Source organism: Meiothermus taiwanensis WR-220 (assembly GCF_003568585.1).
Classification (GTDB): Bacteria; Deinococcota; Deinococci; order Deinococcales; family Thermaceae; genus Meiothermus; species Meiothermus taiwanensis.
The window spans coordinates 1,290,998-1,304,885 of record NZ_CP021130.1; the positions used below are offsets into that span (position 1 = coordinate 1,290,998).

Annotated in this window: 15 protein-coding genes; 3 read left to right on the forward strand and 12 right to left on the reverse strand. The window is 64.7% G+C overall.

Annotation, left to right across the window (positions count from 1 at the left end; all coding sequences use genetic code 11):
• Positions 1 to 8 precede the first annotated feature (8 nt).
• The 8 genes from MTAI_RS06405 to MTAI_RS06440 all read right to left on the reverse strand — a co-directional run bounded on the left by MTAI_RS06405 (position 9) and on the right by MTAI_RS06440 (position 8,702).
• Positions 9 to 818 (reverse strand): sugar phosphate isomerase/epimerase family protein, encoded by an 810-nt coding sequence (locus MTAI_RS06405; protein ID WP_036196800.1) that lies wholly within the window; start codon positions 816 to 818, stop codon positions 9 to 11.
• Positions 818 to 1,831 carry a 5-dehydro-2-deoxygluconokinase gene (gene iolC, locus MTAI_RS06410; RefSeq protein WP_027886719.1) on the reverse strand — a complete coding sequence of 338 codons (1,014 nt, stop codon included), beginning with the start codon at positions 1,829 to 1,831 and terminating at the stop codon, positions 818 to 820. The genes MTAI_RS06405 and iolC overlap by 1 nt, the downstream gene beginning before the upstream one ends.
• Positions 1,828 to 2,754, reverse strand: a complete 927-nt coding sequence (locus MTAI_RS06415) for a TIM barrel protein (RefSeq protein WP_027886718.1) — start codon at positions 2,752 to 2,754, stop codon at positions 1,828 to 1,830. Before MTAI_RS06415 ends, iolC begins: the two co-directional genes overlap by 4 nt.
• 11 nt (positions 2,755 to 2,765) lie before the next feature.
• A complete protein-coding gene (gene iolD / locus MTAI_RS06420) occupies positions 2,766 to 4,640 on the reverse strand; it encodes a 3D-(3,5/4)-trihydroxycyclohexane-1,2-dione acylhydrolase (decyclizing) (RefSeq protein ID WP_027886717.1) in 1,875 nt (624 codons plus the stop codon).
• A gap of 60 nt (positions 4,641 to 4,700) precedes the next feature.
• On the reverse strand, positions 4,701 to 5,711 hold the full coding sequence (gene iolG, locus MTAI_RS06425) for an inositol 2-dehydrogenase (protein ID WP_119361771.1): 1,011 nt from the start codon (positions 5,709 to 5,711) through the stop codon (positions 4,701 to 4,703).
• A gap of 113 nt (positions 5,712 to 5,824) precedes the next feature.
• Positions 5,825 to 6,667 carry an ATP-binding cassette domain-containing protein gene (locus tag MTAI_RS06430; protein WP_043982465.1) on the reverse strand — a complete coding sequence of 281 codons (843 nt, stop codon included), beginning with the start codon at positions 6,665 to 6,667 and terminating at the stop codon, positions 5,825 to 5,827.
• Positions 6,668 to 6,670: 3 nt separating this feature from the next.
• Positions 6,671 to 7,705, reverse strand: a complete 1,035-nt coding sequence (locus MTAI_RS06435) for an ABC transporter permease (protein WP_043982463.1) — start codon at positions 7,703 to 7,705, stop codon at positions 6,671 to 6,673.
• Positions 7,706 to 7,787: 82 nt separating this feature from the next.
• Positions 7,788 to 8,702 (reverse strand): sugar ABC transporter substrate-binding protein, encoded by a 915-nt coding sequence (locus MTAI_RS06440; protein WP_027886713.1) that lies wholly within the window; start codon positions 8,700 to 8,702, stop codon positions 7,788 to 7,790.
• A gap of 238 nt (positions 8,703 to 8,940) precedes the next feature.
• On the opposite strand from MTAI_RS06440, the gene MTAI_RS06445 reads away from it, so the two are divergent.
• Complete coding sequence (locus MTAI_RS06445; protein WP_043982460.1) at positions 8,941 to 9,426, forward strand: DivIVA domain-containing protein; 486 nt, start codon at positions 8,941 to 8,943, stop codon at positions 9,424 to 9,426.
• 14 nt (positions 9,427 to 9,440) lie between these two features.
• Here the strand turns inward: MTAI_RS06445 and MTAI_RS06450 are convergent, their stop codons facing one another.
• The 3 genes from MTAI_RS06450 to MTAI_RS06460 all read right to left on the reverse strand — a co-directional run bounded on the left by MTAI_RS06450 (position 9,441) and on the right by MTAI_RS06460 (position 11,117).
• Positions 9,441 to 9,836, reverse strand: a complete 396-nt coding sequence (locus MTAI_RS06450; protein WP_051349786.1) for a DUF6069 family protein — start codon at positions 9,834 to 9,836, stop codon at positions 9,441 to 9,443.
• A gap of 159 nt (positions 9,837 to 9,995) precedes the next feature.
• Positions 9,996 to 10,526: a YdcF family protein gene (locus tag MTAI_RS06455; protein ID WP_027886711.1), complete on the reverse strand. Its 531-nt coding sequence runs from the start codon at positions 10,524 to 10,526 to the stop codon at positions 9,996 to 9,998.
• Positions 10,527 to 10,535: 9 nt separating this feature from the next.
• Complete coding sequence (locus tag MTAI_RS06460; protein ID WP_027886710.1) at positions 10,536 to 11,117, reverse strand: HAD family hydrolase; 582 nt, start codon at positions 11,115 to 11,117, stop codon at positions 10,536 to 10,538.
• A gap of 191 nt (positions 11,118 to 11,308) precedes the next feature.
• On the opposite strand from MTAI_RS06460, the gene hflX reads away from it, so the two are divergent.
• The gene (gene hflX, locus MTAI_RS06465; protein WP_027886709.1) at positions 11,309 to 12,994 is read left to right on the forward strand and encodes a GTPase HflX; all 1,686 of its coding nucleotides are present in this window, start codon (positions 11,309 to 11,311) and stop codon (positions 12,992 to 12,994) included.
• Between the two features lie 8 nt (positions 12,995 to 13,002).
• Here the strand turns inward: hflX and MTAI_RS06470 are convergent, their stop codons facing one another.
• Positions 13,003 to 13,269: an acylphosphatase gene (locus MTAI_RS06470; RefSeq protein WP_027886708.1), complete on the reverse strand. Its 267-nt coding sequence runs from the start codon at positions 13,267 to 13,269 to the stop codon at positions 13,003 to 13,005.
• 255 nt (positions 13,270 to 13,524) lie between these two features.
• Between MTAI_RS06470 and MTAI_RS15270 the strand changes: the two genes are divergently transcribed.
• Entirely contained in the window at positions 13,525 to 13,887 is a 363-nt protein-coding gene (locus tag MTAI_RS15270) for a hypothetical protein (RefSeq protein WP_245453138.1), read from the forward strand.
• Position 13,888 lies beyond the last annotated feature (1 nt).

Here is a 13,888-nt window from a genome sequence, read left to right on the forward strand (position 1 = left end):
TTCCTCCACTACTGCGCCCTGGCCCGTAGCCAGCGCAGGCTTTTGCTCAGATCGGCTTCCAAAGTTTGGAGATACCCTGCCCCCTTAACCGGGGTGAAGGGGTGGGGGCCGGGGGCGGTGGCCTCCAGGATGAGGGGGCCGGTATAGCCCACCTCCCGCAGCGCAGCCCAGATGCCCTCAAAGTCGGTATGCCCATCCCCAATCCCCCGGCGGTTGGAGTCGGCCAGGTGAAAGAGGCCCAGGTGGGGGCCGGCCTGGCGGATGGCCGTGGGCAGGCTGGCCTCTTCGATGTTCATGTGGTAGGTATCCAGCAGCACCTTCAGGTTGGGCTGGCCTACCTGCGACAACAGCGCCAGGGCTTCCTGGGTAGTGTTTACCAGGTGGGTCTCGTAGCGGTTGAGCACCTCGAAGACCACCGTGAGCCCCAAGGCCCTGGCCTGCGAACAGATCTGACCCACGCCCTCTACCAGCCAGGCCCATTCCTGGGCTTGCGTCGCCAGCGGGGCAAAGCGCCCCACCGCCCCGTGGCAGGAGACCAGCGGGCAGCCTGCTTCTGCGGCAAACTCGAGCAGCCGATGGTAATAGTCCAGGGCCTCGAGCCGCCGGGCCGGGTCGGGATGGGCCAGGTCTACGTTGGCCGGGGTGAGGGAGAAAAGCCTGAGCCCATGCGACTCTAAAACGGCCCGTACCTTGCTGGCCTCGAGCGGCAGCTCACCCAGCAGCTCCACCCCGTCAAACCCCAGATCCTGGAGCCTCGAGGCGATCTGTTCTAAAGGCAAAGGGCCAAACGTCCAGGTGCAAACCCCCACTGGCTGCATCAAAAACCTCCCTTTTGCTCGATGAACTCCAGAACTTCCTCCAGGTAAGGGGTAAAGTCGGCACAGCCGATGCGCGTGACCACGATGGCCCCACAGGCGTTGCCCATGCGAGCGCTGCGGTACCAGTCCCAGCCCCGCAGGCGCCCGTAGATGAAGCCCGCCGCGAAGGCATCGCCCGCCCCCAGCACGCTCAGCACCTCCACCGGAAAGCCCGGTGCCCGTACCACGCTGCCGTCCGGTAACCAGACCTCCGAGCCCCGGGCCCCCCGCTTGACCACCAGGGCCCCCGGGCCTTTAGCCAGCAGCGCGCGAATATTGGCCTCCAGGTTCCCGCGAACCTCCGGGGCGGTAATCTGCGAGTCGCGGATGGTGAGATCCTCGGGGCGGCGCAGCATGGCCGCGTTGACCTCCTCCTCGGTGCCGATGGCCACATCCACCAGAGGCAGCAGCGCCCGCACCTGCACCCCGTAGGCGCGGGGATCGTGCCACTGGTCGGCCCGGAAGTCCAGGTCGAGAAAGACCGTAACCCCGGCGGCTTTGGCCTCTTCAGCGGCGAAGAAAGTGGCGCTGCGGCTGGGCTCCTTGGCCAGGGCCGCCCCCGAGAGCTGGAGGGCCCTGGAAGCGGCGATGGGGGTGGCCAGCACGTCGTCAATGCCGAGCTGGATATCGGCGGCGTTCTCCCGGTAGAAGGTGATGGGGAAGCGGTCGGGTGGCTGGATACCCAGCACCACCGCGCTGCTGCGGGTGCCGGGTTTCTGGGGGATGAAGCGGGTCTCCACCCCTTCGCGCCTGAGGCGCTCCAGGATGAACTCCCCCACCTTGTCGGGCCCCACCGCGGTCAGAAGGGCGGTTTTGAGGCCCAGCCGCCGTGCGCCCACCGCGATGTTCAGGGGGCTTCCACCGATGTAGGCCCCGAAGGCGGTGATATCGGGGAACGCCGCGCCGATGTCGGTGGAGTAGAGGTCGATGGACGAGCGCCCAATGGTGATCAGGTCGAACTCGAGCGCCTTCACAGCCCGGTCACCCTCCGCAGATAGTCGCGGTTGCGCTGGGCGCTCTCTTTGGGCTGGCCCATGCCGGGCAGTACGTCCTGCTCCACGGTAATCCAGCCATCGTAGCCCAGTGCTTGTAGCTTCCGGGTCACCGCGCCAAAATCGATCTGGCCCTGGCCCAGCTCACAGAACACCCCCTGGCCGATGGCCTCCTTGTAGTTCCAGCCCTCGCGGCGGGCCCGGCTGGCAATTTGGGGGTGGCAGTCCTTGTAGTGCACGTACCAGAGCCGATCCTTGAAGCGCTCGAGGCCCTCCAGCACACCTTCTGGCTCATTGAGGCCGGTACCGTACAGGTAGTGCCCGGTGTCGAAGACCAGCCCCAGCACCCGTTCGTCGGTGTGCTCGAGCAGGGCCTCGATCTCCCAGGGGGTCTCCACATAGCCGGCGCAGTGGTGGTGAAAGACCGTGCGCAGCCCGGTTTCATCGTGGACGGCTCGGGCGATGCGGCTGGCCCCTGCGGCAAAAACCTTCCACTGCTGGGCGCTCAGGCTCTGCTCGGGCCGGATTCTTCCGGCGTGCTGGAAGCGCACCGGGTCGCGGCTGTGCTCATCGGCCAGCACCACCAGGGGCGACCAGTTGTCGTTGAGATCGGCCACGCTTTGCAGCAGGCGGGCGGTCCGCAGCACACGGGCCTCGCCGGCGGCGTGCTCGCCGGGCTCGAGCAGGTAGACCCCCTCGTAGGCCCCCAGCATGCTCAGGCCGCGCGTTTGCAGCTCCTGGCGAAGCCGGGCGGGCTCGGTGGGCATGTAGCCCCAGTCGCCCAGTTCGGTGCCGTGGTAGCCGCTGGCCTTGAGTTCGTCGAGCATCTGGCTGTAGCCGATGCCCTGTCCCCAGCCTTCGATGGTGCCCCAGCTACAGGGGGCGTTGCCAAAACGGATCGCCATGCAGGTTCCTTTCAAAAGTGACGTTGTTTCTTCAGGTGGGCCTCGTAGGCCTGGCGGGCCTTCTGCACCTCGGGCTGGTTCGAGACCTCGGCCACCGGCACGTCCCACCAGCCCTCGAAGCTGGGAACCCGATCCTCCAGGCTCACCGGCACCACGATTACCCGCACCCCCCGGGCTGTGCGGGCCTCCCGCAGGGCCTCTTCCAGCGCCTGGTAGTTCTGGGGGTTCCACACCCGCGCCCCCATGGCCCGCGCGTGGGCGGCAAAGTCCAGCTCGAGCACCGCCCCGTCGGTGCGGCCTGTCCGGGCGTCGCGCCGCCGCAGCTCGTTGTTGAAGGAGGGGGAGCCCACCGAGAGCTGCAGGCCGCGGATGGAACCAAAGCCCTTGTTGTCTACCAGAACGACCGTGAACTCGAGCCCCTCGGCCACCGCGGTGACAATCTCCGAGTTCATCATCAGGTAGCTGCCGTCCCCCACAAAGACCACCACCTCGCGCCCCGGCTCGGCCAGGGCCACCCCCAGCCCGGCGGGAATCTCGTAGCCCATGCAGGAGAAGCCGTACTCGAGGTGATACGCCCTGGAATCCTCGCAGCGCCACAGCTTGAGCAGGTCGCCCGGCAGGCTTCCCGCCGCGCAGATGACCGTGGCCTGGGGGCCGAACACCTCGTTGACCAGACCAATCACCTCGGCCTGGGCCATCTGTGCTTTTTCGGGCCTGGGCGTGCGGTAGTGCTGCACCAGTGCGTCCCACTCCTGCTTGAGCTGGGCCACCTCTGAGCGGTAGGCGGCCTGGGTGCCAGCAAAGCCGGCCAGGGCCGCCTCGAGGGCCTCCAGGGCCCGCCGGGCATCGGCCACCAGGGCAAGGCCGCTAAGTTTGGCCGCATCGAAGGGCAGCACGTTCACCCCGATAAACCTGACCTCTGGGTGCTGGAAGGCGGTTTTGGAAGCGGTCACAAAATCGCCCAGCCGCGTACCGATAGCGATAACCAGATCGGCCTCGCGGGCCAGGCGGTTGGCCGCGGTTCCGCCGTTGGCGCCCACCGGCCCCACGCACATGGGGTGGTTCCAGGGCAGGGCTCCCTTGCCGCCCTGCGACTCGGCCACCGGGATGCCAAAGCGCTGGGCAAAGGCCGCAAGCGCCTCCTGGGCTTCGGCATAGAGCGTGCCCCCGCCGGTCACGATCAGCGGGCGCTGGGCTCGCCGGATGAGCTCGGCGGCCTGGGCTACCAGCTCCGGCTCGGGGGCGGGTCGGCGGATGCGCCAGACCCTGGGGGCGAAGAAAGACGCGGGCCAGTCGTAGGCCTCGGTCTGCACGTCCTCGGGCAGGCAAATTGTAACGGCCCCGGTCTCGGCGGGGTCGGTGAGCACCCGCATGGCCTCGGGCAGGGCCGAGAGCAGCTGGGAGGGCCTGGTGATGCGGGTGAAAAAGCGGCTCAGGGGCCGGAAGGCATCGTTGACGCTGACGTCGTGCTCGGTGGGGTGCTCGAGCTGCTGCAACACCGGGTCGGGCAGGCGGTTGGCAAAGTAGTCGGAGGGCAGGAGCAGCACCGGCAGGCGGTTTACGGTGGCGGTGGCCGCTGCGGTCAGCATATTGGTGGAGCCCGGCCCCACCGAGGCGGTGCAGGCAAAGGTACTCAAGCGGCGGGTGTGTTTGGCATAGGCGATGGCGGCGTGCACCATGGCCTGTTCGTTCTGCGGGTGGTAGGTGGGTAGGCCGACCTGGTCACCGTACTCTTCCAGGGCCTGCCCCAGCCCGGAGACGTTGCCATGCCCGAAGATAGCCCAGACCCCTCGGATAAGCCGCTGCTCTTTGCCGTCCCGCTCGGTGTGTTGCGCGGCGAGGAACTGAACCAGGGCCTGGGCTACGGTAAGACGTTGGGATTTCAATCGCTACCTCCTTCTAGGGCTCTAACCTCAAACATTTTCATGGGCAGGGTTCCGCATTCTTCACTCCAAAGAACCAAGGGCGGCCACCTGTACCGTACGCCCCGTCTCCAGGGCTTGCTGGGCGGCCAGGGCCAGGCGCAGCGAGTACCAGGCCTCGCGGGCATCGGGCTGCAGGGGCTGGCCGGTCTGTAGATTCTGGGCGAAGGCCTCCAGCTCGGCCCGGTAGGCCTCGGCGAAACGCTGCTCGAAGTTGCGCGGGCGCTCAAAATGGCCCCCTTGCGCGTCGTAGAGGGTGAGCTGGGGTTTGCGGTCGTACTCGATGTGGATGCGGCCCTTTTCCCCCAGCACCTCGCAGCGGATGTCGTAGCCGTAGGCGGTGCGCAGGGCCACCTCGAGCGTCCCCACCGCCCCGTTCTCAAAGCGCAGGGTAGCCACCGCGGTGTCGAAGAGGCCATATTCCCGCAAGCCCGGCTCGGCGAGGGTGCCCCCGATGGCCGAGACCTCGAGCACCTCGCCCAGCAAAAACCGGGCCGAGTCCAGGTCGTGGATGCCCATATCCACCAGCAGGCCCCCACTGCTCTTGAGAAACTCCAGGCTGGGTGGGTGGGGGTCGCGCCCCACCAGCCGGATGCCCTCCAGGCGGCCCAGGGCTCCCTGCTCGATCAGCGCCCTGGCCCGCTGGTAGGCCGGGTCGTAGCGGCGCTGGAAGCCTACCTGGCACGGCACGCCGTGCTTTTCGATGGCCTGCACCACCCGTCTTCCGGCCTCGAGGCTCTCGGCGATGGGCTTCTCCACGAATATCGCCTTTCCGGCCCGGGCTGCGGCCTCCACCACCTCGGCGTGGGTGGGGGTGGGCGTGGTGATGATCACCGCATCCACCGAGGCATCCTGCAGGGCCTCTTCCAGACGAACGCCGGCTTTGGCCCCCAGATCGGCGGCCACCGCGCTGGCTCGAGCCTCCGCCGCATCCACCACCCAGACCACCCGGCAGTGCCAGAGGCCGGCCAGCACCCGGGCATGGGCCTGCCCCATGCGACCCGCCCCAATCATGGCTACGTTAAGTCGTTTCACGCCTTCTAAACCTCACTTCTAGGGCGATAACCCAGGTTCTATTAGTAAAGTTCCACATTACCAAAGGTTGCAAAAGGACTCTTGTGAAGCTCTGGCTGTGTATAGCCCAAGTTCTAGCTGGGTTTGTGTAGCTCCTCTGCGGCCTGGTGTTCAGCGGCGGCGGCAGCGCTGGGGTCTTTTTTGGCAATCAGGTCCAGCTCCACCGCCAAGGCCTCGAGCTCCTCCCCGCCGGCCATCATCTGCAAAAGCTGTTCCCGGCTCACCTCATTTTTGCTGAAGGTGCCGTAGCTTCTGCCCCGGTTGAGCACGGTGAAGGTGTCGCCCACCGCCCAGGCGTGGTGTACGTTGTGGGTGATGAAAATCACCCCCAGGCCGCGCAGCTTGGCCTGCACGATGTACTTGAGCACCACCGCCGACTCCTTGACCCCCAGGGCCGAGGTGGGCTCGTCCAGAATCAGCACCTTGGCCCCAAAGTAGACGGCCCGGGCAATGGCCACCGACTGCCGCTCCCCGCCCGAAAGGGTGCCCACGGGCTGGTCGGGGTCGCGAATGTCAATCCCGATCTTCTTCATCTCCTCGCGGGCCACCCGAGCGGCAAAAGCCGCGTCGTAGATACTAAAGGGCCCCACCTTGCGCCTGGGCTCCCGGCCCAAAAAGAAGTTCCGGCTGATGCTCATCAGGGGTAGCATGGCCAGGTCTTGATAGACCGTGGCGATGCCCCTGTCCAGAGCATCGCGGGGCGATTTGAAGACCACCGGCTGTCCTTCCATGTAAATCTGGCCCTCCGAGGGCTGGTGCACCCCGGAAAGGGCCTTAATCAGGGTGCTCTTGCCCGCGCCGTTGTCGCCCAGCAGGCAGTGCACCTCGCCGGCGTAGACCTTCATGTCAATGTCTTTGAGCGAGACCACCGGCCCAAAGTACTTGCTTACCTTGCGCAGTTCGATGAGGGGGGTCATGCTCTACCTCCGTACCTGCATGGAGAGCTTGCGCAGGTGGTTGTTGAGGATCACCGCGCCCAGAATCATCCCCCCCACCATCACCTTGAACCAGTCCAGGTCGATGTTGGTGTAGATGATGCCCTGCTGCACGATGGCCAGAATCAAGGCCCCGATGCCGGCCCCGATCACCGAGCCATACCCCCCGGTGAGCAGGCAGCCGCCGATCACCGCTGCGGCGATGGCCTCGAGCTCCTTCCCCTGGCCCTGCAGCACGTTGGCCGAACCCAGCCCCATCACCTGAATGGTGGCCAGCAGGGTGGCGGCGGCCGCGGTCAGCATGAAGAGGGTGATCTTGACCCGCCGCACCGGCACCCCCACGTTACGGGCGGCGTTGGCGTCGCCACCCGCCCCAAAAATCCAGTTGCCAAAGGGGGTTCGTAACAGCACAAAGCTGAGCACCCCCGTCACCCCCAGCCACCACCAGACCGCCGCCGGCAGGCCCAATAGCGTGCCGGTAAACAGATGGGCGATGGGATCTTGGGCGATTTTCTCGTTTAGGCCCGAAACGATGGTGAGCTTGGTGATGAGTTTGGTAAACCCGATGTTGGCCCCGGCCAGGATAAACATCATGGCCAGGGTCACGATAAAGCTGGGCAGGCCCGTGCGCAGCACCAGGTAGCCGTTGAGGTAGCCCACCGAAAGGGCCAGGCCCAGGGTGAGCAGGATGGCCAGCCCCAGGGGCAGGTTGCCGTAGTCGGGGTGGGCCAGCAAGGCCATGCTGACGGCCGCCACCCCGATCATCGAGCTCACCGAGAGGTCGAACTCCCCGGCGATCATCAGCAAGGCCACCGCCGAGGCCAGGATGCCGAGCTGGGCGGCGACCTCGAGGTAATTGCGGGTTCCGGCCCAGGTTAGAAAGCCACTGCTGCCGGCCATCAGGGCAAAAAACGTGAAAACCACAATCAACCCGGCAATCGAGCCCAGCTCGGGCCGCAACAGCAGCCGTTGCCAGAGGCCAATGGGTTGTAACCGTTCGTCGCGTGACTGCGCTGTCATGTTTCCTCCGGAGCACGGGGGCTCCCCGATATACCCCCCAGGGAGCCCCCAAGCCAAGCCAGTCTTCGCTTTCTCGAAGCGCTTAGCGGATGCCCTTCTTGGAAAGCTCAATTACCTGGGCCGCGTTCTCCGGGGTGACAAAGCCGGGGCCGGTCAGGATGACCGGGTTGGCCGGCAGCAGACCGTACTTGATGTAGTTGTTGAGGATGATGATGGGCAGGTAGCCCTGGAGCCACTGCTGCTGGTCAATGGCGAAGGCCATCTTTTTCTGGCTGAGCGCGGTCAGTACCGCCGGCGAAAGGTCGAAGGTGCCGAAGGTGACTTTTTTGCCCTCCAGGGCTTGCAGCACCGGCTCGGCGGCCGTGGGGCCCAGGGTCAGCACCCCATCGATGGTGGGGTCTCTCTGTAAGGCGGCGGCTACGGCGTTGCGGATGCCGGTGGGGTCGCCGATCTTGACCGGAATCACGTTGGCCTTAATGCCCAGTCCATCGAAGAAACCCTTGCAACGCAGGTCGAGGGCCACGTTTCCCACTTCCTGGTTGATGCAGATGGCGTTCTTAACCCCGGCAGCCTTCATGCGCCTACCAGCGCCCAATCCCGCTTCGTACTCGGTCTGGCCCACGTGAACCAGCACCCCCAGGCTTTCGGCCACGTCGGAGCCGGAGTTCATCGAGATTACCGGGATGCCGGCCCGCACCGCTGCCCGGATGGAGCGCTCGAGGGCCTTGCCATCGGGAATCGAGACCACAATGCCGTTGGGCCTCGAGGCCACCGCCGCGTCAATGAGCTGGGCCATGCGCACCATGTCGAAGGTCTCGGGTGCCCGGTACTCCACCCGAGCCCCGGTTTCCTTGGCGGCGGCGTCCACCCCGTTTTTCACCACCGACCAGAACGGATCCGAAGCCTGACCGTGGGAGATTACCACGATCCGCACCTGCTGGGCCAGCGCCAGGCCCATCCCCAAAACCAACAAAGCTGCCAACCACACCTTTTTCATGCCAGACACCTCCCTGCCAAAAACCGAGGCTACACCGCTAAAGCCCCTTTCTTGGCCATGACCGTTAACTCTGAGGTCGAGGGCATTGTATGCCCCAGACTTTCGTTTGTCAAGATTTTACTTACGTAACGAAAGATAAACGAAATATAAAGTTTCGATTACGAAAAGCCAGGGGCTGGCCCACGCCTTGTGGAAATACCCGAAGCCTGACGGGTGGTGGGTGTAGTAGTCTAAGGCCGTGGAAGATCGTATAACCGGTGAGTTACGCAGCGAACGCAGCGACCTAACCCCCCTGGACATCCGCTACCAGGAGTTTCGCCAGGGCTTGCGCGGCTATTTGGTGGCCGAGGTGCGGGAGTACCTGGGCCGGGTGGCCGATGCCCAGAGCGCCCTCATCGAAGAAAACGAGCGCTTGCGCAGTCATATTCGTGAGCTCGAGGCCCAACTGGCCAAGGCCAAAGAGGGCGAGGCCGAGCTCAAACGGGCCGTGGTGGCTGCTGAGCGCATTGCCCGTGAGATCAAGGCCCAGGCCGAGCGCGAGGCTGAGCTCATCCGGCGGGAGACCGAGTCCGAGCGCCAGGCTGCGCTACAGGAGCTCATCGAGCAGATGAAGCGGATCAAAAACGACATTGAACAGGTGCGCAATGAGCGCGACCTGTTTGTAAGCCAGTTTCGCGCCCTGCTCGAGGGCTACCTGGCCTCGCTGGATCGCTTCAAACGCTGAGGCCCGGGGTTACCTCAGGGTACCCGGGTAAACCTCCAGAGCGCTCCCACAATCGCCACCGCTGCGACCACGTGCATCAGGTTCAGCACCAGCTTGGTGGTGGTGTCGGCCGGTATGTTGAGTGGTCCGCCGAAGGAAAGCAGGAGAAACACGCCCGAAATACCCAAAAACACCGGCCAGGGATTGCGCGCAAAGCGGCCTAAAATTGCCAGCAAGCCCCCTGCAAACAGTGCTGGAATCAGGCTCGCCCAAATCACCTGTCCAGCCGTGAGTGGGACAAGGGTAGTTGAACCCGGCGCAGACGGAACTTGCAGGTTTGCTCCCAGAACATTTGCGATAGCAAAAACCAGCAGATTTCCCCCAGCCGCCAGTCCACCCCCCAGCAGCGCCGCCCACCAGATCTTGCCCATTGCTACCGTAGAGACTGTTCTCTCAACCGTGTTGGGCATTTTCAACCTCTGCTAACAATGGACTCAGAAATATCAAAAATAAAAAATAGCCCTAGTCGGCTGAGTGTTTTGTGTCAGGGGCTTCCATTGACCGGCAGAGCCTCGAGCCCAAAGGTCGGCTCAGCGTATCCCCAGCCGGGCTAAGAGGGCCAGCAAGCTTTCCCGATACCGGTAGGATTCCTTAAAGTTTCCGTGTACGGCAAACCCTGTGGCCTGAAGGCCGAGCTGTTCAGCCAGGATGAGGGCGCGGGGTAGGTGTGGCTCGTCGGTGACGATAATGACCTGGGATTTGCCGACCACCGGGGCAATGTTGGTGAGGTTTTCAACGGTGCGCCGGCTTTCCTGCTCGCAGTAGAGGGCCGTGGGCGGAACCCCCCTGGTTTCCAGATACGAACAGCCCACCCCGCCCTCGCTGTAGCGGTCGCCGGGCGCACGGCCTCCGGTCACGGCGATGCGGGGGGCATAGCCTTGGCGGTAGAGGTGCAGGGCAGCCTCGAGGCGGTTGCGGAAAATTGCCGAGGGCTCGCCGTTGTACTGTGCGGCCCCCAGCACCACAATCCAGTCGGCCTTTTGCAAGGTACCGGGCGAGGCTTTGGGGCTAAAAAACAACAGTCCCACCGCCACAAACAACAAGGCCCACCACACGCGCATGCCTGAATTTTACCCCCAATTTTGCATAAGCGAGCGCAACAGATGCGCGGGACGCTCGAAGCGGGGTTGTAAGGTCTGGTTGTGCGGCGTGGCTAGAAACCACACCGGCAGGCCGATGGCCTGCGCTGCTTGCCAATCGCCCTCCGAGTCCCCGATGTACAGGGCTTCGTGGGGTTGCAAGCCAAAATGCTCCAGGGCCCGCTCTAAAAGGGCCGGGCTGGGTTTGGGCGCGGCATCCTCGCGGGTGAGCACCAGGGTAAAGGCCAGGCCGTGCTTTTGCAAGGCCAGCTCGGTGGCGGCCCGGTGGTTGTTGGTGAGCAGGGCAGTGGGTAGTCCCAAGGCGGCCAGCGCCTCGAGCAACTCCCGCATACCTTCACGCACCTCTGAACTGGCCGCCAGGGCCTGTTCGTAGGCCAGCAGCCACTGGTGCAGTTTGGCCTGCTCGTGGGGTGGGCGCAGCGCGATGCCGTCCAGGATGAGCAGATGAGCCGGAAGCTGGTGGTCTTGCTTGAAGGCGGCCCAGGGGTTGGTGGCCCGTGGGGCCAGTACGGTATCGTCTAAGTCGAAGAAAACAGCCCTGGGTCTTCCCACAGCGCCAGCCTATCAGGAAGGTGAATGATAAATAAAAGCCCAGGAAGCCCTACTGCTGTAACCTTTATCATCTTTTCCTGACAAAACAGGTGCTATACTCTTGGCAAGTTGAGACTGCGTACCGCGCTCCTTGAAGCCCGAAAGGTGGAAGGAGCGGGTTTGTCTTTTGGCTCAGCTTAGGTGATCAATTAGTGGAGAAAATCTTCGGTCGCACCAACGGTCTGAAGCCCAGCGAAAAGAAGCGCCTTGCCAACCTGTACAACCGCCGCGTGGGGGCCAACCGGCTGCTTACCGCTGAGCTGGCCCGTACCCTGGCGGCATTGTCGGGGGAGCTCGAGAAGCCCATCAGCCTGCTCTTCGACCGGGGCGGGCGGGTGATGCGGGTGGCGGTGGGGGATGCCAAAGAGCTGCCGGTGCCCGAGAGGGCCCTGGTGGAGACCCGGCTCTCCGGGTATCGCATCCTGCACACCCACCTGGGCCCGGGGGGGCTTTCGCGCCCGGATCTCTCGGTGCTCTTCCTGCACCGCCTGGATGCCATGGCGGCCCTCGAGGTGGAGCAGGGCCACCCCGGCCGGCTGCATCTGGCCCAGCTCTCACCGCCCAAGGCCGAGGAAGAAGACTGGCGGATCTTCCCCTCCAAGCCCTACCACGAGTACCTCGAGTGGGATCTGGCTGCTTCTGTGGCGGCGCTGGAAGAGGAGCTCTCGCGCCAGGCCCGCGGCCTGGATCTGCGCGACGGCTCGGGGGAGCGGGCGGTGCTGGTAGGGATCGACCGGGGCGAGGGGGTGCAGGCCGAGGTGGATCTGGCCGAGCTGGCCGAGCTGGCCCGCACCGCGGGGGCGGTGGTGGCCCACAAGGAGCTGGTCTTCCGCCCCAGCCTCGACCCGCGCTATGCGGTGGGGCGCGGTAAGGTGGAGGAGCTGGTCTCCCACGCCTACCACCAGAACGCCGGCACCCTCATCTTCGGCATCGACCTGAGTGCGGCCCAGGCCAGGGAGCTCGAGGCCATCACCGGCCTCAAGGTGCTGGATCGCACCCAGCTTATCCTGGACATCTTTGCCCAGCACGCCCGCACCCCCGAGGCCAAGGTGCAGGTCGAGCTGGCCCAGCTCAAATACCTGCTGCCCCGGCTGGTGGGGAAAGGCAAGGACTTGTCGCGCCTGGGGGGTGGCATTGGCACCCGGGGGCCGGGGGAGACCAAGCTCGAGGTGGACCGCCGCCGCCTGCAAGACCGCATCGCCGAGCTCACCCGCAAGCTACAAGAAATTGCCGGGCGGCGCCAGGAAACCCGCCGCCAGCGCGACAAATCGGGCCTGCCCATCGTGGGGGTGGTGGGCTACACCAACGCCGGCAAGACCACCCTGATGCAGGCCCTGGCTAAAAAAGGCGATGAAGGGGAGAACAAGCTGTTCGCCACCCTGCGCCCGCTCACCCGCCGGGGTTTTCTGGCCGGCATAGGTGAGGTGCTGTTCACCGATACGGTGGGCTTTATTCGGCACATGCCGGGCGACTTGCTGGAGGCCTTCCGCTCCACCCTGGAGGAGTTGCGCGACGCCGATGTGCTTTTGCACGTACTGGATGCCTCGCAGGAAGGGGCGCTGGAGCGCTATCAGGTGGTGGAAGACCTGCTGGCCGAGCTGGGCGTGGAGTCGCCGCGGGTGCTGGTGCTCTCCAAGGCCGATGTTGCGGGCGGCTACGACCTCGAGTTCCTCAAGGAGCGGCTGGGTGGTTTCCCGGTTTCGGCGGTGCGGGGGCAGGGCCTGAGCGAGCTGAAGCAGGCCGTGGCCGGGGCCTTGCTGGCGCAGGGGGTGCGTCCGGCGGCCTGGGCTTATATCCCAGCCGAACCCCAGGTTGCTGCCCCGGCTTCCACCGACTGATCTTGCGGTCAGAAGATTTGAAACCCCTGGAGGCCGGCGGCCTTGCTCCATTGTACGTCGATCTGCTCGACCAAAGCCCCCCGGGGCCCCTGGCGCAGGTGGTGGATCAGGAGCTCCAGATCGGTTTTTTCCCCTTCCGCCACCACCTCCACCCGACCGTCCGATAGGTTTTCGGCATAGCCGGAAAGGCCGAGCTCGAGGGCTTTTTTCCGGGTGAAGTAACGGTATCCAACGCCCTGCACCCGCCCGCTGACCAGTACCGTAATTCTAAACACGCCCTCAATCTACAACAGCCTGGCTAGAGGCCTTTGTTGTATCAAACCCTTCGGACGGTACAAAGCCCGCTTGCGCCCCCGAAGTGTTGATGCCCCTTCACAAAGGGGCCGTTTCGCAATGCTGATACAAGATCTTAACCGGGGTCGGCTATTTTGGACTCGGATCAAGTTCCTTTGAGTAAAAGTCAGATTTGATTGGCTCTGGATGGGTTTTTTTCCTAGATTCCCCTCAGAGTTCTGGGCTAGACTATATGGGTGCGGTTTTGGCGCTGGGTTCCGGCAATTCTGCTCCTCCTTCTGGTGGGGCTCCCGGCCTTTCCCCCGCTCATCAGCTACGTCCTGCAGGAAGGCCTCAAAGCGGCCAATTTCACCGGTCGGTGGCAGGCGGTGGGGGGGTATCTGCTGGGGGGGCTCGAGCTGCGGGGGGTGGAGCTGGAAGGCAACGGGCTGCGGCTCGAGGCCCAGCGGCTGCGCATCGGCTACAACCTGCTGAGCCTGCAACGGCGCGAACTGCCCCTGCGCATTCTGGCCGAGGAGGGCGAGGTGTTCTTGCGCTGGGAGGCCATCATCCCCGAGCAACGCCAGCCGGGGGCCCCGCGCCCTTTCAGCTGCGGGTAGA